This is a genomic window from Streptosporangium sp. NPDC023825 (assembly GCF_040639575.1).
In the GTDB taxonomy this organism is placed as follows: Bacteria; Actinomycetota; Actinomycetes; order Streptosporangiales; family Streptosporangiaceae; genus Streptosporangium.
In genome coordinates this window covers 33,814-55,098 of the sequence record NZ_JBFAAE010000062.1, presented here as the reverse complement: position 1 = coordinate 55,098, position 21,285 = coordinate 33,814, and the positions used below count along the sequence as shown (strand labels likewise).

At 72.7% G+C, this 21,285-nt stretch carries 19 protein-coding genes; 11 read left to right on the top strand and 8 right to left on the bottom strand.

Annotation, left to right across the window (positions count from 1 at the left end):
* Together AB0G15_RS35605 and AB0G15_RS35600 are read right to left on the bottom strand one after the other, a co-directional pair.
* The coding region (locus AB0G15_RS35605) for an alpha/beta fold hydrolase (RefSeq protein ID WP_362848665.1) at positions 1–323 on the bottom strand (323 nt) is incomplete at its 3' end.
* A 229-nt stretch (positions 324–552) separates the two neighbouring features.
* On the bottom strand, positions 553–1,284 hold the full coding sequence (locus AB0G15_RS35600; RefSeq protein ID WP_362848662.1) for a TetR/AcrR family transcriptional regulator: 732 nt from the start codon (positions 1,282–1,284) through the stop codon (positions 553–555).
* Between the two features lie 220 nt (positions 1,285–1,504).
* Here AB0G15_RS35600 and AB0G15_RS35595 point away from each other — a divergent pair, with 220 nt between their 5' ends.
* A complete protein-coding gene (locus tag AB0G15_RS35595) occupies positions 1,505–2,257 on the top strand; it encodes a siderophore-interacting protein (protein ID WP_362848659.1) in 753 nt (250 codons plus the stop codon).
* A gap of 88 nt (positions 2,258–2,345) precedes the next feature.
* Here AB0G15_RS35595 and AB0G15_RS35590 read toward each other — a convergent pair whose 3' ends face one another.
* Entirely contained in the window at positions 2,346–4,034 is a 1,689-nt protein-coding gene (locus tag AB0G15_RS35590) for an FAD-dependent oxidoreductase (RefSeq protein ID WP_362848656.1), read from the bottom strand.
* 83 nt (positions 4,035–4,117) lie between these two features.
* Between AB0G15_RS35590 and AB0G15_RS35585 the strand changes: the two genes are divergently transcribed.
* Complete coding sequence (locus AB0G15_RS35585; RefSeq protein ID WP_362848653.1) at positions 4,118–4,708, top strand: helix-turn-helix transcriptional regulator; 591 nt, start codon at positions 4,118–4,120, stop codon at positions 4,706–4,708.
* 48 nt (positions 4,709–4,756) lie between these two features.
* Here AB0G15_RS35585 and AB0G15_RS35580 read toward each other — a convergent pair whose 3' ends face one another.
* A complete protein-coding gene (locus AB0G15_RS35580; RefSeq protein ID WP_362848650.1) occupies positions 4,757–5,584 on the bottom strand; it encodes a nitroreductase/quinone reductase family protein in 828 nt (275 codons plus the stop codon).
* 598 nt (positions 5,585–6,182) lie between these two features.
* Between AB0G15_RS35580 and AB0G15_RS35575 the strand changes: the two genes are divergently transcribed.
* The 4 genes from AB0G15_RS35575 to AB0G15_RS35560 all read left to right on the top strand — a co-directional run bounded on the left by AB0G15_RS35575 (position 6,183) and on the right by AB0G15_RS35560 (position 9,730).
* Positions 6,183–6,707, top strand: coding sequence for a PadR family transcriptional regulator (locus AB0G15_RS35575; protein ID WP_362691776.1), 525 nt, complete (start codon positions 6,183–6,185; stop codon positions 6,705–6,707).
* On the top strand, positions 6,700–7,362 hold the full coding sequence (locus AB0G15_RS35570) for an ABC transporter ATP-binding protein (protein ID WP_362848648.1): 663 nt from the start codon (positions 6,700–6,702) through the stop codon (positions 7,360–7,362). The genes AB0G15_RS35575 and AB0G15_RS35570 overlap by 8 nt, the downstream gene beginning before the upstream one ends.
* Entirely contained in the window at positions 7,359–8,723 is a 1,365-nt protein-coding gene (locus AB0G15_RS35565; protein WP_362848645.1) for an FtsX-like permease family protein, read from the top strand. The genes AB0G15_RS35570 and AB0G15_RS35565 overlap by 4 nt, the downstream gene beginning before the upstream one ends.
* 203 nt (positions 8,724–8,926) lie before the next feature.
* Positions 8,927–9,730, top strand: a complete 804-nt coding sequence (locus tag AB0G15_RS35560; protein ID WP_362848643.1) for a (2Fe-2S)-binding protein — start codon at positions 8,927–8,929, stop codon at positions 9,728–9,730.
* A gap of 120 nt (positions 9,731–9,850) precedes the next feature.
* Here AB0G15_RS35560 and AB0G15_RS35555 read toward each other — a convergent pair whose 3' ends face one another.
* Complete coding sequence (locus tag AB0G15_RS35555; protein WP_362848640.1) at positions 9,851–10,396, bottom strand: hypothetical protein; 546 nt, start codon at positions 10,394–10,396, stop codon at positions 9,851–9,853.
* Positions 10,397–10,861: 465 nt separating this feature from the next.
* Here AB0G15_RS35555 and AB0G15_RS35550 point away from each other — a divergent pair, with 465 nt between their 5' ends.
* Positions 10,862–12,358, top strand: coding sequence for an aldehyde dehydrogenase family protein (locus tag AB0G15_RS35550; protein WP_362848637.1), 1,497 nt, complete (start codon positions 10,862–10,864; stop codon positions 12,356–12,358).
* A gap of 92 nt (positions 12,359–12,450) precedes the next feature.
* Here AB0G15_RS35550 and AB0G15_RS35545 read toward each other — a convergent pair whose 3' ends face one another.
* Positions 12,451–13,476 carry a DUF3800 domain-containing protein gene (locus tag AB0G15_RS35545; protein ID WP_362848634.1) on the bottom strand — a complete coding sequence of 342 codons (1,026 nt, stop codon included), beginning with the start codon at positions 13,474–13,476 and terminating at the stop codon, positions 12,451–12,453.
* Positions 13,477–13,796: 320 nt separating this feature from the next.
* On the opposite strand from AB0G15_RS35545, the gene AB0G15_RS35540 reads away from it, so the two are divergent.
* The 4 genes from AB0G15_RS35540 (at position 13,797) to AB0G15_RS35525 (ending at position 19,677) form a co-directional block, all read left to right on the top strand.
* Positions 13,797–14,513: a polyprenol monophosphomannose synthase gene (locus tag AB0G15_RS35540; protein ID WP_362848631.1), complete on the top strand. Its 717-nt coding sequence runs from the start codon at positions 13,797–13,799 to the stop codon at positions 14,511–14,513.
* A 341-nt stretch (positions 14,514–14,854) separates the two neighbouring features.
* Entirely contained in the window at positions 14,855–15,430 is a 576-nt protein-coding gene (locus AB0G15_RS35535) for an Ig-like domain-containing protein (protein WP_362848628.1), read from the top strand.
* A 293-nt stretch (positions 15,431–15,723) separates the two neighbouring features.
* Positions 15,724–18,834 carry a BTAD domain-containing putative transcriptional regulator gene (locus AB0G15_RS35530; protein ID WP_362848626.1) on the top strand — a complete coding sequence of 1,037 codons (3,111 nt, stop codon included), beginning with the start codon at positions 15,724–15,726 and terminating at the stop codon, positions 18,832–18,834.
* A gap of 78 nt (positions 18,835–18,912) precedes the next feature.
* On the top strand, positions 18,913–19,677 hold the full coding sequence (locus AB0G15_RS35525; protein ID WP_362848623.1) for an SDR family oxidoreductase: 765 nt from the start codon (positions 18,913–18,915) through the stop codon (positions 19,675–19,677).
* Positions 19,678–19,775: 98 nt separating this feature from the next.
* Here the strand turns inward: AB0G15_RS35525 and AB0G15_RS35520 are convergent, their stop codons facing one another.
* Together AB0G15_RS35520 and AB0G15_RS35515 are read right to left on the bottom strand one after the other, a co-directional pair.
* A complete protein-coding gene (locus AB0G15_RS35520; RefSeq protein WP_362848621.1) occupies positions 19,776–20,453 on the bottom strand; it encodes a DUF4328 domain-containing protein in 678 nt (225 codons plus the stop codon).
* A gap of 191 nt (positions 20,454–20,644) precedes the next feature.
* Positions 20,645–21,196: a DinB family protein gene (locus AB0G15_RS35515; protein ID WP_362848618.1), complete on the bottom strand. Its 552-nt coding sequence runs from the start codon at positions 21,194–21,196 to the stop codon at positions 20,645–20,647.
* Between the last annotated feature and the right edge of the window lie 89 nt (positions 21,197–21,285).

The following is a 21,285-nucleotide window of genomic DNA, read 5'->3' as shown; positions in this document are numbered from 1 at the left end:
ATGATCGCACCGGAGCTGTTGCCGAAGACGTACGCCGGCTCGTCGGCGGTGACGCCCGCCTCCACCAGCACGCGGTGCGCGTCGTCGGCGTGCGTTTCGATGCTCTGCGGCTCCGGCGGCCCGTCCAGGGGGCTGCGCGAGTTGCCGCGCCGGTCGTAGGTCACCACCGTGTAGCGGTCGGCGAGCCGCCGGGCCAGTTCGGCGTATCCGGCGGCGTCGTAGACCCCGCCGCAGATCAGCAGCAGGATCGGGCCCGAGCCGCGGATCTCGTGGTGAAGGGTCGCGCCGGGCACCTTCAGGGTGCTCGTCCTCGTGGGCCGCATGCTCGTGTCTCCTCGAAAATCGCCGGTCTCGGTTCGGCCGGTCACCGAGGAGTCGGAGTCGCGGCCGCGTTCTCGACATCCTCGCGCAGAATTTCCCGGGAGATCCCGTGTGCCCTCACAGGCCACGGTCCGGTACTCCGGCGGTAGGTCGTGATCGTCATGTCTGGTTCGCGGCTCGCCGGCGGCAGCCGGTCCGCGGGGAACGGGCGGATCACGATCCGCCGCCGGATCACCGGGCGGGTGCCGGGGGCTCGTACTCCAGGCCCAGCGTGGGGCAGATGTCCCGCAGGCACTCCTCGAAGACCGGTTCGAGGTCGGAGTAGACGAAGTCCAGCTGCTTCAGGACCTCCATGCACAGCAGCCCGTACAGCCTGATCCAGCAGGACAGGAAGACGTGCACGGCCTCGGGGGGCAGGCGCCCGCCGATCTCGGCCGCGTAGTCGCGCGCCTGCGCGCGCAGGGAGGGCGCCAGGTCCTCCGGCCGCGGTACCGGGAACGGCGCGGTCTCCCACAGGTCGACGACCTGCTCCAGGAAGACCTCCTCGAAGTCCCGCCCGGCCAGATACCGGGGTGAGCCGGGGCGCCGCTCCTTCGGGGCCGGGATCGGGCTGGCGAACACCCAGCCGAACTCCGCGGGATGGGTGATCGCCCAGCTCCGCATGGCCCGGCTCGTGGCGAGCAGCCGGCGGGCGGGAGACGACGAGGCGTGGGCGTCACGCGTGGCCTGCAACGTCGCCGTCAGTTCCCGGAAGAAGTCGGCGGTCACCGCTCCGACCAGCTCGTCGCGGCTGGAGTAGTAGTGGTAGAGGGCGGGGCCGCTCATCCCCATCTCGCGGGCGACGGCGTTGATCGTCACGGCCGCGGCCCCGTGCGTGATCAGCAACGTGCGCGCGGCCGAGTGGATCTCCGCCACGGTGGCCCGCCTGAGCCTGTCCCGTCGATCGGTGGTCCGCGCGGCCATCGTTCCCCCTCGTTCTTCCCGGTGACTCGGCGACGTTGACACTCTAGGCCATCTATGTTTCCTTAGAGCCTCTAAATCAAACTAGAGAATCAAGGGAGATGGTGATGGAGCGTCAACGGAGGATCGTCCTCGCGTCGTCGATCCCGATCGCGGGACGCGCGTGGCGGGGAGTCGCCAGGTTCGCCGGCGTGCGGCGCGGCGGGTGCGGGGAGGCCCTGACATGAGCCGGCGAACGCGTAACCCGCTGGCGAGCGCCTTCGCCAAGTACGTCGCGGAGGCGACCGTCACCGAGGCCGAACCGGTCACCCCCACGATGCGCCGCATCCGTCTCGTCGCCGACGGGCCGATCACCTTCCCCTACGCCCCCGGCCAGCACATCAGGATCCAGATCAACGACCCGCTGTCGGTGTACGGGATCCTGCGCCCGGCGGAGACGCTGCGCACCTACACGATCTGGGAGTTCGTTCCCGAGGAGCGGGCGCTGGAGCTCCGCGTGCACCTGTACGAGGGCGAGGGCATCGGCCTGAAGTGGGCTCGTGAGGTGCGTCCGGGCGAGCCGGTGACGTTCTGGTGGCCCCAGGGAGACTTCTTCGTCCGCGACGCCCCCTTCCACCTGTTCGTCGGAGAGGAGACCGCGAGCGCCGCCTTCGGGCCGATGATCAGGCAACTGGGGCCTTCGGCGCGGGTCCACGGTGTGCTGGAAAGCGACTCCGCCGAGCACGACGTGCCGGTGCCCGGCCCCCACCGGCTGCGCCGCGTACACCGTGACGGGGCGCCGGCCGCCGCCTCCCGGACGCTGCTCGCGGCGGTGGCCGACCTTGACCTTCCCGGCGGCACGGGGGCGGCCTACGTGGCGGGGGAGGCCAGGACCTGCCAGATGGTCCGCGACCACCTCGTGCGCGAGCGCAACTGGCCGCGTACCTCGATCAAGGTCAAGCCGTTCTGGACACCGGGCAAGCGAGGGCTGCACTGACGCGCCGCACCGGCGGCGGCCTCCGGCCTGCCGGAGGCCGCCCCCGCCACGTCACCGTACGGAACCCGGGCCCGGCGGGCTCAGCCGTTCACCCGCTCGACCGCCGGACCTTGAGGACGTTGTCCCTGCGGGTGGTGGGCCGCCCGTCGGGGTCGTTCTGGATCCGGTCGTGTTCCTCGCAGAGCAGCACCTCCCACTCCCCTTCCGGGAGCTCCAGGCTTTCCAGGACCTCCTCCGGCGTGGGGAGGTGCACGTCGGGGTGGGGGTTGTGCTCCCAGGCGGGGAACCCCGCGTGCCCGACGACGAGGAGCGTCCCGCCGGGCGCGACCGCCGCGGCGGCGGTCCGCAGGATCTTCTCGCGCGGCATGTCGCCGGGGGAGTGCAGGAAGTGGGCGGAGACGAGATCGAAGACGCCGTCGGGGAAGGAGGCTCCCAGGTCGTGCCGTTGCCAGTCGACGCGGCCGGCGACGTCCGCGGCCGCGGCGTGCCGGGCGGCGCGCTCCAGGGCGACGCCGGAGATGTCGGTGGCGGTGACGCGCCATCCCTGCCGCGCGAGCCAGATCGCGTCGGCTCCCTCGCCGCATCCCAGGTCCAGGGCGCTGCCCGGCTCCACGCCGGTGATCTCGCGGACCAGGATGACGTTGGGGTTCCCGCTCCAGATCTGGTCGCTCTCGCCGTAGCGGAGGTCCCAGAACTCCTCCTCCGGGAGGGCGCCGTCCTTCGTGGAGGTACCGCCCCGGGCGTGTTCGTGCTCGTGCCGGCCGGAGCGGCGGGCGTCCACGGCCCGGCGGGTCTCCTCGGCGACCAGGTCGGCGTTGATCGCCGCGCCGGCGCGCACGCCCGCGGCGGCGGCGCCGATGACCTGCTCGGTGAGGGCGGTGACGTTTCCGGCCACCCACACCCCGGGCAGCGCCGTCGCCCCGGACGGGTCGGCGGCGATGTGGCTGCCGACCACGTGCCCGCCCATCTCCTGGTCGGTCGCCTCAAGGCCCAGGCCGGCGAGGAGGCCGGAGCGGGCGGTGAAGCGCGGCGTCACCACGAGGGCCTGGCGGGAGATCACCCGGCCGTCGGCCAGGCGTACGCCGGTGAGCCGGTCGTCCGCCGCCTCCAGCGCCGCCACCCGCCCCTCCACCACGGTGATGCCGCGGGCGGCCAGCTGCTCGTACTCCTCGGCGCCGAACCCGGGCGCGGTGTGCAGGAAGAGGGTGACGTCCTCGCTCCACTGCCGCCACAGCAGGGCCTGGTGGACCGCGAGCGGTCCGGTGGCCAGGACGCCGATCGCCTGGTCGCGCACCTCCCAGCCGTGGCAGTACGGGCAGTGCAGGACGTCGAGCCCCCACCGTTCCTCGAGCCCCGCCACACGGGGCAGCTCGTCGACCAGGCCGGTGGTCACCAGCAGCCGGTCCGCCACGACCGAGGAACCGTCCTCGAGGACGACGCGGAAGTCCCCGGCCTCCAGCCGCTCGGCCGCCACGACGTCGCCCCGCACGATCTCGCCGCCGTAGCCGGTCACCTCCGCGCGCCCCGTGGCCAGCAGCTCCGCAGGGGGCACGCCGTCGCGCGTCAGGTAGGAACGCACGTGGGCCGCCGGAGCGTTGCGCGGCCGGCCCGCGTCGATCACCAGCACCGAGCGCCGTGCCCGTGCCAGGGTCAGCGCCCCGCTCAACCCGGCGGCGCCACCGCCGACGACCACCACCTCGTAACGCCGTTCCCCGTCCGGGGAGGCTGAGGATGCCGAGGGGGTGGCGGCCACCGTCTGTTCCGTTCGTTCGGTCATGTGGGATACCTCCGTTCACCGCAAATGGTCCGCCCTCGCCCTCGAATTTGACAAAGTTCCTTGCCGGAACGGCAAATAGAGGCATGGCAGACGACACCTTCGAGAGCGTGCTGACCGCCGTGGGCCCGCGGCTGCGGGCGCTGCGCCGCACCCGCGGCACCACCCTCGCCCAGCTGAGCGAGACGACCGGGATCTCGCTCAGCACCCTCTCGCGCCTGGAGGGCGGGCAGCGCAAACCGACCCTGGAACTCCTGCTGCCCCTGGCGAAGGCGTACGGCGTGCAGCTGGACGAGCTGGTCGGCGCGCCGGCGACCGGTGACCCCCGCGTGCACATGCGTCCCTTCACCCGGTACGGCATGACCTTCGTGCCGCTCGCCCGCCATCTCGGCGGCCTGCGCTCCTACAAGCAGATAATCCCCGGCAGGCCGGACGGGGACGCGCCGCTGGAACAGCGGACGCACGAGGGCTACGGGTGGCTCTACACCCTGTCCGGCCGGCTGCGGCTGCGCCTGGGCGAGCACGACCTCGTCCTCAGAGTCGGTGAGGTGGCCGAGTTCGACACCCGCACTCCGCACGGGTGGGCCGCCGCCGGTCCGGAGCCGGTCGAGCTCCTCGGCCTGTTCGGGCTGCAGGGCGAGCGAATCCGCGTGCGGGCCGGCATCGCCGGCAGGTGACCCGCGTACCGGTGGCGGTGGCCGTCACCGGTACGCGGGCGGCGGGGCCTACGTGCCGAGGACCGGGAGCAGCTGCTCCTCCTCGTAGGTCAGGTGCCTTTCGAGCTCGTCGGTGAGCCGCTCGACCTCGGCGAGCACGAGCGGGGGATCCGTGCCCTCGGCGGAGACGACCTCCCGCAGCTCCTCGATGAGGACCGCGATTCTCTCGTGCTCCCGGCCCAGCCGCTCCAGGACCGGGGCGAGTTCGGGATGGTGCCCGGCGAGGAAGGGGAACATCGCGATGTCCTCGCCGGTGTGGTGGTTGTGCAGCCCCTGGCAGAGGGTGAGGCAGTTCACCCGCAGCTGGGCGCCCAGGCCGGCACCCGACCCGGTGACCTCCTTGCGGATCAGGGCGAGCTCCCGCCGGAACACGTCGTGGACCAGCTTGAGGGTCTCGCCCGCCGACGACGCTTTCGGCGGCCCGCCGTCGACCCCCTGGAGGGCGACCACGGGGATGACGCGCGCCGTCCTGGCCTGGTAGTCGGCCCACCCGGGGTCGGCCTCGACCGCTCGGGCGAAGACGCGGTCGCGTTCGGCGCCCTCCAGGACGACGGCTCGTGCCTCGTAGGTGAAGAGGCCGTCCTCGACCGTGACGAGAGGGTTGGCCACCAGGTTGTGGAACCAGGCGGGGTGGTTCGGCGCGCCGCCGGCCGAGGCGATGACCAGGACCCGCCCGCCTCCGTCGGGAAGGTAGCCGAGCGGGGTCGTGTGCCGGGTGCCGGAACGCGCCCCGACGGTGGTCAGCAGGAGCAGCCGGGCTCCCTCGAAGGGGCCGCCGACCTTCCCGCCGTTGGCGCGGAACTCCTCGATGATCTGCTGGTTGAATTCATTGGGCATTCTCTGTTTTCTTCTCCGAAATCGATGGTCCCGCGATTGTTCGCGGGCATGACGAAGGGCCGCCTGAGGGCAGGACGAAATCACCACGGGGCGACCGCGGCCGTGGTGCGGGAAACGGGGAAAGGTACGCCGGACGACCGGCCGGGCCGGCGACCTACCGCCGGGGCCGGTTCGTGAAAGGCGCGAAACACGCGGTGACCGGCGACGACCGGCACCGCGAAGGCATGCGGGCGTCACGCGGGCGTGGAAGCCACGGGAACGTGGAGACCACGCGCGGAAGTCACATGAGACGTGGAGGCCACGGAGGGGAGATCCACGGAGAGACGTCGCGCCGAACGCGCGGAAGGGAAAAGAAAAGGGGGGCCTCTGGCCCGCCCGGGGCTCACGCCTCGGCCGGGTGCCCTACTCGCTGTTGGCCCAAGGCCGACCCGGCAGTCACGAACTCAACCGTAGTGCCACGAACGCGCCAGGGCAACGTCGCGACGCCAGGGCGAGCCGCCGGACTCGCCCCTGCCGCGCCCGGTCATGCCCCGCGATGCCGGGATGATCGGCATCCGACTATTCGCTTGATGTATATACCGGATGTATAGTCACGATCATGTCTACCGGACACGTCATGCTCGGGCTGCTCTCCGAGCGGCCCAAACATGGGTACGAGCTCAAGCGCGAGCACGACCAGCGCCTGCCGGGTGCCAGGCCGCTCGCGTACGGACAGGTCTACGCGACGTTGCAGCGCCTGCAGCGGGACGGGTTCGCCGAGGTGGCGGAGACCGTGCGGGAAGGCGGTCCCGAGCGCACGGTGTACGCCATCACCGAGGAGGGGCTGGCCGAGCTGGCCCGATGGCTGGAACAGGTGGAGACGCCCGCGCCGCACGTCTCCAGCGCGCTCGTCTCGCGCGTGGTGGTGGCGATCGTCGCCGGGGGCGCCGCCGACGGCTACCTGGCCGGGCAGCGCGCCGCCCATCTGGCGCGGATGCGCGAGCTCACCGCGGAACGGGCCTCGGGCTCCCCCGCGCAGGTGCTCGCCGCCGACTACGCGCTCCAGCACCTCGACGCCGACCTGCGCTGGATCGAGACGGCCATGGAACGACTCGCGGATCTTAAGGAGGAGATGGATGCTTGAGGCACGCGCGCTGCGCAAGACCTTCGCCAGGACCGTCGCGCTGGACGGCGTGTCCGCGGAGATCGGCGACGGGGAGATCGTCGCGATCACCGGTCCGAGCGGTTCGGGCAAGTCGACGCTGTTGCACTGCCTGGCCGGGATCATCCGTCCCGAGTCGGGGGAGGTCCACTTCGACGGGCGGCGCGTCGACGCCCTCGGCGACGCCGACCGCACGAAGCTGCGCAGGCAGAGCTTCGGCGTCGTCTTCCAGTCGGGCGGGCTGGTCCCCGAGCTGACCGCCGAGGAGAACGTGGCGCTGCCGCTGCTGTTCAACCGGCACGGGCGCCAGGAGTCGATGCTGGCCGCCAGGTCCCGGCTGGAGAGGCTGGACGTGGCCGACTGCGCGGACCTGCGGCCCGGCGAGCTGTCCGGCGGCCAGCTGCAGAGGGTCGCCGTGGCCCGCGCGCTGGTCACCGGTCCGCGGGTGGTCTTCGCCGACGAGCCGACCGGCGCGCTCGACTCGCTGGCCGGCGAGCGGGTGATGGACGAGCTCACCGGCGCGGCCCGCGCGGACGGCACCACGCTGGTGATCGTCACCCACGACAACCGGGTGGCCGCCTACGCCGACCGGGAGATCGCGCTGCGCGACGGCAGGCTTGCCGGGGTGACCGTGTGATCACCGTGATGCGGATGCTCGCCAGGGGCGGATCGCGGCGCGAGCGGGTACGGGGGCGTCTCATGACCGCGGGGGCGGCGCTCGCGACCTTCCTGCTGTGCGTGGCGGCGAACCTGCTGGCGTTCGGGCTCGGTTTCTCGGTTCACCCCGAGGGCTTCCTCGTCGAGACGCGGCTCGAGTATCTGGGCTTCTTCTCCGGCCGGGACGCGCGGCTGCTCACCGCGCTGGCGCTGACCCTGCTGGTCGTGCCCACGATGGCCTTCGTCCACCAGGTGAGCCGCCTGGCCACCGCGACGCGGGAGCGGCGGCTGGCCGCGCTCCGGCTGGCCGGTGCCACGCCGCGCGAGGTGCGCCTGCTCGGGGCGTACGAGAGCGGGTCGCGGACCCTGCTGGGCGGGGTGTGCGGCGTCGCGCTGTACCTGGCGGCGAACCTGGCGCTGGCGGGGGCGCTGGAGGGCGCGGTGCCCCTGGTCCCGCCGGTGCAGATCCTGGCGATCCTCGGCGCGGTGCTGCTCGCAGGGACGCTGTCCGGGCTGATGGCGGGGCGGCACGTGGTGACCTCACCGCTGGGCGTGGTCCGGCGGACGCCCCCTGCCGGTCCCCGGGCGCTCGATCTGGCGCTGGTCGCGGTGGGTGCCGGGCTGCTCGTCGCCGGGCTCGCCGGCCTGGGAAGGTTCCCCGGTGGTCCGTACGCCGCGGTGCTGTCCATGACGGCTGGCATGGTGCTCCTGCTGTTCGGCCTGGTCCTCGGCGCCGCGTGGCTGATCAGGGTGGCCGCCCGGCGGATCGGTGACCGAGCCGGGGCGGCGGAGACCCTGCTCGCCGCCCGGATGGTCGGGGCCGACCCGCGGGGGTGGGCCCGCGCGCTGTCGGTGGTGGGGCTGACCGTGTTCTTCGGCTCCGCGGTCGGCGCCCAGCAGGGGTCCATTCTTGTCCGGGGCGGCCTCGACTCCTCCTGGGCCGTGGCCTATCTGCTGGTGGACCTCGCCCTGCTGGTCGCGCTGGTCACCTCGGCCGCCGCCCTCGTGGTGCACCAGGCGGAGGACCTGCTGGATCACCGGCACTCGTTCGCCGCCCTGGCCGCCTCGGGCGCGCCCGGTCCCGCGCTGGGCCGGGTCCTCACCCGGCAGGCGCTCATCGCGGCGCTGCCGGTGTGCGTCGTGGCCGCCGCCGCGGGGGTGGCAGTGGTCGTCTCGACGTTGTGGGACAGCTACCTCGAGGCGCCGGGGGCGCTCGCCGTCGCCGCCGCCCGGGCGGTGCTCATGGTGGGGATCGGGGTGCTGGCCGCGGTGCTGGTGGCGCGGGCCGCCCGGCCGATCCTGCGCCGGACGCTGCGGCCGGAGGAACTCCGGGACGAGTGAGGGGGAGCGGGGTCGTTGTGTGAACATGGGGTTGGAGGCTCTCCCCGAGTCTCCCCGGCTCTTCCCTGACTTCACGAGCCCTGATTTCACGAGCCCTGATTTCACGAGTCTTGGCTTCCTGGGACCGGGCTTCATGGGGTTCGGCTTCCTGAGCCTTGGGTTCACGAGTCTCCCCGGGCTCTTCCAGAGAGGACGTGGTCGCCGTGCCGTCCGTCCGGCCCGGAGCACCGGGACCGTTTCCCGCCTCCCCGGCCGTCGTCGCCGCGGCGGTCGCGGACGTGGCCGCCGCCGGGGGCTACTTCGGCCTCGATCTCGGGCCGGTTCCCCGTGAACCCGGCTGGCGGCCGCTCGCCGACCTGCTCGCCGACCCCGCCACCGTGGAGGCCCGGATCGCGGACACGGCCGGGCGGCTCGGCACCGCGGAGACACGGGTGGCCGCCTCCATCCTCTTCCAGGGGCTGGCCGCCCGTCTCTGGTCGCCGTCCCTCGGCGCCGCGGTCGCCCACGACCTGCTCATCGACCTGGCTCCCCGGCACGTGCACTGGCGGGCGGTGGCCGAGGGCCCGCTGCCGCTGCGGGCCGCCCACCTGGAAGGGTGGGAGGTCCGCGGCCCCGCGCGGATCGCCGGGCCGCTGTACCGCACCGTGGTGACCGGGTTGCTGGAGCCACTCGCCGAGACGGTCAGGCGGATCGTGCCGACGGCCCCCGGCCTGCTGTGGGGCAACGCGGCCTCCGCCCTGGCGGGCACCCTCCTCGAACTGGGCCGCCGCCGCCCCGGGCTCGCCGCCAGGGCCGTGGCGCTGGGCCGCGAACTGCTGGACACGGGTCTGCTGCGCGGTACCGGCGAGCTGGCCGAACCCGCCCCCGGCCATCCCGTCTTCACCCGGCGCAGCTGCTGCCTGTTCTACCGCCTGCCCGGCGGCGGCATGTGCGGCGACTGCGTTCTGGTCGATCCCGGGATCCGCCGCGAGCGGTGGGCGCGAGCCGCACGGGAGTCCGGCCGATGACCGTGTCGCTCCCGGCCCCCGCCCGTTCGGGCCCGGCCCGGATTCCCGTCGGGGGCGACCCGCTTCCCGCCCCGGTATGACCCTCACCCGGCCCCGGTGCCCGGATGGGACGCCGGATTCTCAGCGGAGCGCAGGCTCCGAACTCCCGGCGCGGGAGCGCGGCGAGGTCCGGGCGCGGCGCGCCAGGATCGTGTCGGCCGAGCCGGCCGCCCAGAGCGCGACCGTGATGTACAGGATCTGCTCCGGGATCCTGATCCACAGGGGCGTCGCCTCGCCGCCCCCGAAGGGGACGTCGGCGACGGCCGCGTAGACGTTGGCCGGAAGCAGCAGCACGTAGAGGGCGGCCAGGCTGATCCCGGCGGCCCGGCGCGTCGCGGCGACCACGAGTCCCACGGCGCCGAGGAGTTCCAGCACGCCGGTCGCGTAGACCACGGCGCCGGGGAACGGCACGACCGGCGGCACCATGCGCACCAGGTCGGCGTGGTTGGGCATGACGGTCACCCCCGCCGGGACGAAATGCGCGGCGGCGGTGACGACGAGCATGACGGCCATCCCGTGTGCCGCGCTCGCGGGCCAGGTGGCGAACCGGCGGATGCCGAGCGCGCCCAGGGCGCGAAAGCCCAACGTGGCGACCACGAGAACGATTTCAACGACGAATGCGGACATCGGCGTATCCCTTCTTTGGATAGTGACACTATCCTATTGTTGGATACTACCGCTATCCAATAGTGCCGCCCGCGTGAGATCGAGGCCGGCGTGGAGGAGGGTGTGCCGCACCGCGTCGAGGACGGCCATATCGGGGGCGCGGCGGACGGCGACGCGCGGGGAGTCGGCCTTCGCCGCGGCCCGGGCGTCCGGACCCGGCGCCGGGGCGGGTGTGGACGCCGCGGGGAGCATCCGCGCGCACCACGCCGAACTTCCGTCAGACGCACCCGCGGACGACGACGTCACGGGGGATTCCACGCGACCGAGGCCGGGCGAAGGACAGTCCTTGTGCTCTCACTTCGTCCGTAGTCTGATTGAGAGGAATTGTTCATCGGGCCGAGCGCCGGCGTACCCCGGACGGTTTCGCGGTGCAGGGCGGTGCGCGGTCCGGCACAGCGTCTCTGAACAGGAAGGGAGCCGACGCTGATGACGGTGACCCTGGAAAAGAGCGTCGAGGACTTCATCACCACCCCCCACAAGTTGTTCATCGGCGGGCAATGGGTGGACGCGGCGTCCGGAAAGACCTTCGCGACTCCCGACCCCGCTACCGGGCAGACCCTGGCGCACGTCGCCGAAGCCGACGCCGAGGACGTCGACCGGGCGGTGCGTGCCGCTCGCAAGGCCTTCGAGCAGGGGCCCTGGTCACGGATGACCGCCTCCGAGCGGGGCCGGATCATCTGGAGGATCGGTGACCTGATCCTGGAGCACGTCGATGAACTGGCCCAGCTCGAATCGCTGGACAACGGCAAGCCGGTGGCCGTGGCACGGGTCGCGGACGTTCCGCTGGCGGCCGACCTGTTCCACTACATGGCGGGCTGGGCGACCAAGATCGAGGGCAACACGATCGCGCTGTCGGTGCCGTACATGCCGGGCGCCGCGTTCCACGCCTACACCCTGCGCGAGCCGGTCGGTGTGGTCGGCCAGATCATCCCGTGGAACTTCCCGCTGCTGATGGCCGCCTGGAAACTCGGGCCCGCGCTGGCGACCGGGAACGTCGTGATCCTCAAGCCCGCCGAGCAGACCCCGCTGTCCGCCCTGCGGCTGGCGGAGCTGATCGCCGAGGCCGGGGTGCCCGACGGCGTGGTCAACGTCCTGCCCGGGTACGGCGAGACCGCCGGTGCGGCGCTCGCCGCGCACGACGGCGTGGACAAGATCGCCTTCACCGGCTCCACCGAGGTCGGCAAGCTGATCGTGCACGCCGCGGCGGGCAACCTGAAGAAGGTCACCCTGGAGCTCGGCGGCAAGAGCCCCAACATCGTCTTCGACGACGCCGACCCCGACATCGCCATCCAGGGCGCGGCGAACGCGATCTTCTTCAACCACGGCCAGTGCTGCGTGGCCGGATCCCGGCTGTTCGTCCAGCGCGACCGGTTCGACCAGGTGGTGGAAGGCGTCGCCGAGATCGCCCGGGGCATCAGGCTCGGTCCGGGCATGGAACCCGACACGCAGATGGGGCCCCTGGTCTCCGACGAGCAGCTGCGCCGGGTGACCGGCTACCTGGACTCGGGACGCGAGGACGGCGTCCGGACGCTGGCCGGCGGCAACCGGCACGGAGACCGGGGCTACTTCGTCCAGCCCACCGTGCTCACCGACGTACGCCCGGAGATGAAGGTCGTCCGGGAGGAGATCTTCGGGCCGGTGGTGGTCGCCTCACCGTTCTCCGACCTGGACGAGATCGCCGCGCAGGCCAACGCCACCGACTTCGGGCTGGGGGCCGGCATCTGGACCCGGGACATCTCCAAGGCGCACGCGCTCGCCGGCAAGATCCGCGCGGGCACCGTCTGGATCAACTGCTACAACGTCTTCGACGCCGCCCTGCCCTTCGGCGGCTACAAGCAGTCGGGCTGGGGTCGCGAGATGGGCCACCAGGCACTCGACGCCTACACCGAGGTGAAGTCCGTCTGCACCCAGCTGCAGACCTGACCACGCCACACACCGGGCAGGTGCCCGCGCCGTGCCCCGCGCGCCGGGTGACGCCGGTTCGCGAGGGGCGGCGCGGGGCGGCCGCGGAGGCCTCATGGCCGGGTGCAGGACGCGGACTCCAGCAGGGACCGGCTCCGGTCGTCTCCCCAGACCGAGAACACGTCCACGTACGGTCGCAGCAGGGCGGTGAGCTCCGCGTCGCCCCGGCCGTTGAGCTCGTCCGACGCTATCTTCCTCGCCGCTCCGGCGAGGAGGTCGGCGACCTGGATCCGCGCGTCCGAGTGCGAGGCGACGAACCTCAGGCCCGCCAGCCGGCTCCCCGGCGGCCGGGGGAGACCGTCGGGCCGTGGCTCGCCCAGCATCTCCCTGATCCGCGCGACGCGCTCCTCCGTCAGCGTGGTCTGCCGGTCGTGAACGATCGAGACGGGCCTGGTGCCCTCACCCCAGAAGTCGACGGCCCGGACGATGGCCGGGATCAGGGGATCGAGCGTCGGAATCACCCGCGGATCGTCGAGAAGCTGCGTCAGGAACGATTCCACCCGGGGCCTGGCCCGCCGGAGCAGCCCCATGATCTCGCCGACCTCGCTCCCCGCGCCGGCGAGGCACAGGACGTCGACCATGTCGAAGAACGCTTCGGCGGACGTCCCCGCGCCCCGGCCGTTCCCGGCGCGCATCAGGTCGTTGAACGAGGCCAGGAAGGGCTGCCACCGTTCGTGCCCGAACGTGCGCCGGCCCTCGCGGTACAGGACGGCGGCCATGTCGCCGGCCTGCCGGTCCCGTTGCGGGCCCGTGTCCGGCACGTGAGCGGTCTCCCCGGCGACCAGTCCGGCGAGCCTGCCGACGACGAGGAAGGTCTTGTCGGTCAGATGCACGTGGGCTTTCCCGTGGATCGGCCCCGACGGCCCGAGCAGCCACGTGAGGGCGGACCTGTTCTTCTCGCGGAGCAGGACGTTCGCCTTGTATTCCTCTGCCGGGGAGGGGCCCCTGGCCCGTATTCCCTGAATACAGCTCGCCGCCGACTCGACGTCCATGCACAGGCTGGCGTGGGTGAAGACGTCGGTGTTTCCGCCGATGAGTTTCTCGCCCTCCGAGCCGGACTCATCGCAGCTGATTTCCACGGGTTGATCGGCCGATACGAATTGTGCCCGCATGATGTCCTTGCGATATTGGTAACTGCCCGGTTCCATGCCCAATGGACGATTCTTTAGGATACGTCACCTTGATATCCGCGCAACGGATTTTCCGGTCCGCATCGCCGGTGGTGCGCCGTGCCGCGCCGGTGGCCTCCATCTCTGAGGAGACCGGCACGGCCCCTACCGGCCGCTAGCATGGGGTGATCTTTGCCGCTTCCGGTGTTCGAGATCACCGGACGCGGACGCCGCGCCGTTCCGCGGTGAGAACATCCGACCGCCGAGCCCGGAAGGCCCTGACCTCGAACATGGCCACCGTCACCGTCGTGATCCCGACGTTCAACGAGGTGGGCAACCTTCCGCCGATCGCGGAGGCGCTGCTCGCGTTGCCGCTTGACGGCCTGCGCGTCCTGGTCGTCGACGACGACTCCCCGGACGGCACGGGGAAGGTGGCCGACGAACTGGCCGCCGCGCATCCCGGCCGGGTCGGCGTGGTGCACCGGCGGGTCAGGGAAGGGCTCGGGCGCGCCTATGTCGACGGCATGGAGACCGCCCTCGCGGCCGGGACGGACTTCGTGGTGCAGATGGACGCCGACTTCTCGCATCCCGTCGACGCCGTGCCGCGCCTGCTCGACACCGCGCTGGCCACGGGGGCGGCGTGCGTGATCGGCAGCCGGTACGTACCGGGCGGGACGCTGGCGGCCGAGTGGAGCCTGAGGCGGCGGGCCCTGTCGAGGTGGGCGAACCTCTACGTGCGCACCATCCTGCGCGTCGGGTTGCGGGACGTGACCGCCGGGTTCAAGATCTGGCGGGCGGAGAGCCTCGCCGCTCTGGACCTCGGCGCGATCTCCTCGGGGGGCTACAGCTTCCAGGTGGAGATGCACTACCGGGCGGTCAGGGCGGGAATGACGATCATCGAGATCCCGATCCATTTCTCCGACCGCCGGGCGGGCAGTTCGAAGATGAGCCTTCGGGTGCAGCTGGAGTCGGCCCTGATGCCGTGGCGGTTGATCTTCAAGCGTTGAGGGAGCCCGCGCGGGGCACCGGCTCCGCGCCCGTCCCGCGCCCGGGGGCCGGGCGCGAGGGTTCCCGCGGCGGTCGCGAAGAACGCGCCCCCGGGTCGGGGAACGCATTGGATGTCGTCTTCATTCACGATCATCCTGCTCCGTCGGGCGGGCTGTCATTCGTCATGGACAAATTCGCTCCGCCGGGATCCATCGGTATGTCATATGGCGAGTGTCGCGCCGCGGATCAGTAATGTCGAAAGGCGTGGCGCATCATCCCAATGCGTCTGGACGGCACAATAACCAAAGAAAAGAACGATATTATGATATATACCAATCGATCTCGTGTGACGGTGCGGAACATGGCGCGTTCGGGGCTGGCCGGGATTCTCGCGGCCCTGATCGCGATGGGGGTCGCCGCCGTCCCCGGCACCGCGGCCGCTGCGACCGCCGCGACCGCCGCCCACAACGACGCCGGCCCGAGTCCCGACCCCGGCACGGCCGTCTCGCCCGCGTCCGCGGTGTGCGGAACGGTCACCACGAGCGGGCTGGTCTCGACGTGCGGCGAGGGGAACGACAGCGGCCCGATCACCTTCACCGCGACGGTGACGGCGGCGGACGGGAGCGTCCCCACGGGCAGGGTCACCTTCGCCACCGACGGGGTGACCCTGGGCAGGGCCCTGCTCGTGGACGGCGTCGCCACCCTGACGATGTCGAGCCTCCCCACGGGCGTGTACCGCGTCGTCGCCTACTACCCGGGTACGGCCCAGTTCGATCCCAGCAACACGCCGCTGCTGATCCAGCGTGTCGGCCTCGACTGCCCGTGTACGCCGGGGAGCCAGGTGGGCCAGATCCGGGTGCGGGTCAACGGGGAGACCAGGAGCCCGGCCCCGGGGGAGAGGGTTCGCACCCGGATCGTGTTCGGCAGGAGCGCGTAGCCGGGCGACCGGCACCTGCGGCCCGTACACCGATCGGCGGCGACCCCCGGGCTCGCCGCCGATCGGTCTCCCGCCCTGGTCGGCCTCTCCTTCTGGTCGGCCTTTTCTCCTGATCGGCCCAGAGCGCGTCGGTTCAGGGCGCGTCGGTTCAGGGTGTGCCGGTTCAGGGCGCGTCGGCCCAGAATGCGCCGGTTCAGAGCGCGTCGGTTCAGGGCGGCGCGGGTCCCTTGCCCACGGCCGCCGTGGCGTTGAGGCCACGGTCCGGCCGGCCTCCGTGGGAGATAATCTGCGATGTGCTGTTCGGTGTCCTCGGCCCGGTGGAAGTGCGGTCCGACGCGGGAGACCTGGTCTCCGTCGGCGGGCCGAGCCTGCGCGCGCTGCTCGCCCTGCTGCTGATGGACGCGGACCGGGTGGTCAGCGTGGAGCGGATGATCGACGGTCTGTACGGGAAGGCGCCACCGCCCGGCGCGGCGAACGCCCTGCAGTCCCAGGTGTCGCGGCTGCGCCGCGGGCTGCGGGCCGTCGGCGCGCGGGTCGAGTTCCACCCGGCGGGCTACCGCCTCGTCGCCGATCCCGAGAGCGTCGACGCGCACCGGTTCGAGCGGCTCGCCCGCGAGGGCCGTCGCGCGCTGACCGCCGGTGACCATCCCCGCGCGGCCGCCCTGCTGCGGGAGGGCCTGGGGCTGTGGCGGGGCACGGCCCTGGCGGATGTGTCCGGCGCGCCGTTCGCCGGGGACCAGGCGGCTCGCCTGGAGGAGACGCGGGTCACCGCCTTCGAGGACAGGGCCGAGGCCGAGCTCGCCCTGGGCGAACATCGCGGGATGGTGGCGGAGCTGCGGAGGATGGTGGACGCGCACCCGCTGCGGGAACGGCTGCGCGGCCAGCTCATGCGGGCGCTGCACGGCTCGGGCCGGCAGGCCGAGGCGCTCGTGGTGTTCGAGGACGCCCGGCGCACCCTGGCCGAGGAACTGGGCGCGGACCCGTCCACCGAGCTCGGGAACATCCACCTGACCGTGCTGCGAGACGCCCGCCCGCCCCTCACGAGCCTGCCCGCCCAGCTCACCGGCTTCGTGGGACGCGAGCGGGAGCGCGCCACGATCGGCGAGCTCCTGGGGACGGCGCGCCTGGTCACCCTCACCGGGCCCGGCGGGGTGGGCAAGACCCGGCTGGCCGTCGAGGCGGCCCGGCGGCAGCCGGGCGAGGTGTGCTTCGTGGACCTGGCCCCGCTCGACGACGGCACGCAGGTCCCGCAGGCGGTGGGCCTGGCGCTGGGACTGCGTGAGTACGGGCTGCTTCCCGGCTCGGCCGACCCCTTCGGCCGCCTGGTCGCGGAGCTCGAGGGCCGCCGGATGCTGCTCGTCGCCGACAACTGCGAACATCTCCTCGACGAGGTGGCCCGGCTGGTCCACCGGCTGCTGGCCGCGTGCCCGGAACTGCGGGTGCTGGTCACCGGCAGGGAGGCGCTGGGCATCACGGGCGAGTCCCTGTGCCCGGTCTCGCCACTCGCGCTCCCCGGGCCCGCGGCGGGACCCGAGGAGGCACTCGGTCACGCCGCCGTGCGGCTGTTCGCCGACCGGGTCGCCGCGGTGCGTCCGGGGTTCGTGGTGGACGCGGGCAACGTCGGGACGGTGTCGCGGATCTGCGCGGCTCTCGACGGCCTGCCCCTGGCCATCGAGCTGGCCGCCGCGCGGCTGCGCTCGCTCACGGTGGAGGAGGTCGCCGACCGGCTGGACGACCGGTTCCGGCTGCTGTCGCGGGGCGACCGCACGGCCGCGCCGCGACACCGGACGCTGCGCGCGGTGATCGAGTGGAGCTGGGACCTGCTCGACGCCCGGGAGCGGCTGCTGGCCAGGCGCCTCACGGTCTTCGCCGGGGGCGCGACCCTGGAGACGGCCGCCGGCGTCTGCGGCGTGCCCGACACCACCGGCGTGATGACCAGCCTGGTGGACAAGTCCCTGGTGGAGGCCCACGGCGGTCGCTACCACATGCTGGACACCGTACGGGAGTTCTGCGCCGAACGGCTGGCCGAGGCCGGTGAGCGGGACGCGATGCGGCGGGCGCACGCCACCTACTTCCGCGACCTCGCCGAGACCGCCGACGCCCACCTGCGCGGCGCCTCGCAGCTGGAGTGGACGGTCACGCTGACCGCCGAGCACGGCAACCTCCACGCCGCGCTGCGCTGGGCGGTCCGCGCCGACCCCGTTCTGGGGGTGCGGCTGGTCGCCGCGCTGTCGTGGCACTGGTGGCTCAGCGGCCTGCGTGACGAGGGCGCCCCGTCGGCCGCCGCGCTCGTCGAGACGCCCGGCACCTCGGTGCTGCCCGAGCTGGTGGAGGAGTACGTCCTGTGCGTCGTGCACACCGCGCCGACCGGCTCCCCCGGCCTGGAACGAGCGCAGTCGATCATCCTCTCCCGCGGGTGCCCGCTCCGGCGTCCGCACCTTCTCCTCCTGTACTCCATGGCCATGGTGCCCGCGGACGCGCCCGTCCCCATCCCGCCGGAGCTGCTCGGCCCCGACCCGTGGTCGCAGGCGCTGGGACGGCTGAGCGAGGGGCACCGACGGCTGTTCGGCGGTGAGCCGGCCGAGGCCGAGAGGGCCTTCCTGCTCGCACTCGACGGCTTCCGGTCGATCGGCGACCGGTGGGGGGCCGCCAACGCGCTGGACCGGCTGGCCGAGATCGCCGGCTGGCGGGGGGACCGGGCCGGGGCGTCGGCCCTGAGCGACGAGGCGCTCGCGCTGCTCGGCGAGCTCGGCGCCGCCGAGGCCGCCGCGGACCTGCTGTGCCGGCGCGCGTACGGGGCGATCCGCGTGGGCGGCGACCTCGCCGCCGCGTACCTCGACTACGAACGCGCCGCCGAACTGGCCCGTACGGCGGGCACCGCGGAAGCGGTGGCCGGGGCGCGCTGCGGGCTCGGCGAGGTCGCGCGGCTGCGTGGCGACCTGCCCGGCGCCCGGCGTCTCTTCGAGCTGGCACTGGCCGGAGACGCCGCCGCGACGGCGGGCGCCGGGCGGGCGCGATCGCGAGCCCTGATCGGGCTGGGACGGATCGCCGAGGCCGAGGGGGACGTCACCGAGGCGCGAGCCCGGTTGTCCCGGGCGATGGAGATCGCGATCCGCCACCGCGACCGCCCGGTGGCGGCCGAGGCGGTCGCGGGCGCCGCCGGTCTCGCCCTGCTCGAAGGCGATGCCGAGCGCGCCGCGTTGCTGCTGGGCGCGGCCGTGGCGGTACGCGGCGCCCGGGCCGTGGCGGTACGCGGCGCCGGCGACGTTGCGAGACCCGAGGTGGCGGCCGGAGCCCGGGACCGGATCGGATCGCAGAGGTACGCCGCAGCCTTCGAACGGGGGGCGGCGATGACCTGTGAGGACGCCCTCGCCCTGCTCCGGCCCGCACCGCCCGGTGCGTGACGGCCGGTGTTCGGTGCGCGGACGGTCAGCGCCGTCGGAGAGGCTGGCCGCACCAACCACCGATGAGGGAGCCTTCGCATGGGAAGCCTGACGGGCAAGACGGCACTGGTGACGGGAGCCTCACGCGGCATCGGCCGGGCCATCGCCCAGCGGCTCGCCGCCGACGGCGCGCTGACCGCCGTGCACTACGGCAGCAACGAGAGCGCGGCGAACGACACGGTGGCCGCGATCGGGAAGGCCGGTGGGCGGGCCTTCCCGGTCCGGGCCGAACTCGGCGTCGACGGCGACGTGGACACCCTGTTCGCCGGGCTGGGCGAGGGCCTGGCGGGACAGCCGCTCGACATCCTGGTCAACAACGCGGCCGGACCTCCGGCCGGGCCGATCGAGGAGACCACCCCCGAGGGGTTCGACCATCTGTTCGCCGTCAACGTGAAGGCGCCGTTCTTCATCATCCAGCGGGCCCTCCCGCTGATGCGCGACGGCGGGCGCGTCATCACCGTCTCCTCCGCCAGCACCCGGGTCGCCACACCCTTCCAGACCTCCTACTCCATGACCAAGGGAGCCGTCGAGACCATGGGCTTCACCCTGGCGAACGCGCTGGGGGCGCGGGGGATCACGGTGAACACCGTCACGCCGGGCGCCACCCTCACCGACCTGAACGCCTCGCTGCTGGAGGATCCCGGCGTCGAGGAGTTCATGAGCGGCCTGACGGCGCTGGGCCGGATCGGCCTGCCCGCCGACATCGCCGACGCGGTCGCGTTCCTGGCCTCCCACGACGGCCGCTGGGTCACCGGCCACGTGCTCGACGTCAGCGGCGGGATGCACCTCGGCCCTCGCGCCTGAGCATCCCTCCCGTGCCGGTCATGCGCGTCCCGGGCATGGGCGTCCCGGTCATGCGCGTCCCGGTCACCGTGGACGAGCCGCCGTGATCCCGGGACCGCTCAGGCCGCCGATGCGAGGGACGACGGGGACCGGTCCTCCTGAAATCGGGTGATCCTCATGACGATCAGGGCGGCCAGGACGGCGGAGATCGCGCTCGGGGCGGCGAAGAGGAGCTCGGTCCGGGCCGTCATGAGGTCGGAGATCGGGCTTTCGCCCCGGGCCACGACCCGGTAGACGATGAGGGAGACGAAGGTGGCGATCAGCCATGTCAGCCACCAGGTCCGTACCAGCCACGACCGGGGAGCGCTCCGCAGCGCGCCGGGGTGCGGCGGGTTCACCGGCAGGTGGCCGGGTTTGGACGTCGCCCAGATGTCGTCGACGATCTGCTTGGGAAACCACAGGTTCACGACCGGGAGCAGCCAGCCCAGCACGACCCACTGGGAATCCCTGCGGTGTTCGATCGCGGTGAGGGCCTCGGCGTTCGAGCGGGCCCTGGTCAGCCAGATCAGGAACGTGATCCCGGTCAGGATGTAGACGCCGCTCTGCGCCACCCCGAAGAACGCGTACGCGTCGTCGTTGACCTCCAGCGCGCCGGCGTCGATCGCGTACGGGGCGTCCACCAGTCCGGAGAGCAGCGAGATGCGCTCCACGGTGACCACGAGCGCGAGAAGGTCGACCAGCGTCGTGACACCCAGCAGCACCGTGGTCGCGACAGCCAGGGCGCGGATCGGTTGCACGGGCCTCGGAAAGGGGGGTGCGGGAAAGGGGTGCATTCTCGTCCTCTGTGTGATCATGCGAAGAGGCGGTCAGTATCCCGACGCGTCACGACGCCTGACAACCGGGACGCGGCCGAGGGGCCGGCGGGGCGTACCGGGCGGGTCACGACGGGGTGCGGCCGTGACCTCGTCGTCCTCGTCGTGTCGCGTGATCACACCCGGGGATCGCCGGGTTCGGGTTTCCGTGCTTCGTGAAGGTGGCGGACGAGGCCGATCTCGGAAACGTTCTTGGTCAGCTCGACGGTGACCCAGCCCGCTATGTCCACCAGCCTCTGTTCCTGTCCCCACGGCAGGCCGGCGGTCCTGTCGGTGGAGTCGAGGTCGGCGTCGGTGAGCGGCAGCAGGGCCGCCCGCCAGCCGTCCCTCAGCCCGCGCAGCCAGCCGGCCGCGGTCGCGGCGGTGCCCGGCCAGGTGATCTCCTCGCGCGCGGGTGCCCCGGATCCGAAGCAGTGTCCGAGGGTGGTGGTCCACCAGAAGCCGATGTGCCAGGTCAGCCACCCGATCGAGACGACCGGCGCGGGATCCGGCTCCGGCACCTCCCAGTCGGCCACCCAGCGGCCCCGATCGTCAGGCCGGACGGTCCAGCAGCCCGCCGCGGGCTCCCAGAGGCAGGCCTGGTCGTCGAGGTCCTTCAGGTGGTACTCGAACAGCGCCCATGCGATGTCGAGCTGCCGGATCAGTAGATCGACGCGAGGTACGGTCACCCGGGCACTCTGGCACCGTTCCCGGCCGCCCTGCCACCGGTTTTTCGCCGGCCGGAAGGACGGGACCGGGGTGCGACCCGGACGGCGCC

Coding starts and splice junctions, on each gene's coding strand:
- AB0G15_RS35600 (WP_362848662.1), bottom strand. CDS start 1,284: ATGGCCGCGCGGACCACCGATCGACGGGACAGGCTCAGGCGGGCCACC.
- AB0G15_RS35595 (WP_362848659.1), top strand. CDS start 1,505: ATGAGCCGGCGAACGCGTAACCCGCTGGCGAGCGCCTTCGCCAAGTAC.
- AB0G15_RS35590 (WP_362848656.1), bottom strand. CDS start 4,034: ATGACCGAACGAACGGAACAGACGGTGGCCGCCACCCCCTCGGCATCC.
- AB0G15_RS35585 (WP_362848653.1), top strand. CDS start 4,118: ATGGCAGACGACACCTTCGAGAGCGTGCTGACCGCCGTGGGCCCGCGG.
- AB0G15_RS35580 (WP_362848650.1), bottom strand. CDS start 5,584: ATGCCCAATGAATTCAACCAGCAGATCATCGAGGAGTTCCGCGCCAAC.
- AB0G15_RS35575 (WP_362691776.1), top strand. CDS start 6,183: ATGTCTACCGGACACGTCATGCTCGGGCTGCTCTCCGAGCGGCCCAAA.
- AB0G15_RS35570 (WP_362848648.1), top strand. CDS start 6,700: ATGCTTGAGGCACGCGCGCTGCGCAAGACCTTCGCCAGGACCGTCGCG.
- AB0G15_RS35555 (WP_362848640.1), bottom strand. CDS start 10,396: ATGTCCGCATTCGTCGTTGAAATCGTTCTCGTGGTCGCCACGTTGGGC.
- AB0G15_RS35550 (WP_362848637.1), top strand. CDS start 10,862: ATGACGGTGACCCTGGAAAAGAGCGTCGAGGACTTCATCACCACCCCC.
- AB0G15_RS35540 (WP_362848631.1), top strand. CDS start 13,797: ATGGCCACCGTCACCGTCGTGATCCCGACGTTCAACGAGGTGGGCAAC.
- AB0G15_RS35535 (WP_362848628.1), top strand. CDS start 14,855: ATGGCGCGTTCGGGGCTGGCCGGGATTCTCGCGGCCCTGATCGCGATG.
- AB0G15_RS35525 (WP_362848623.1), top strand. CDS start 18,913: ATGGGAAGCCTGACGGGCAAGACGGCACTGGTGACGGGAGCCTCACGC.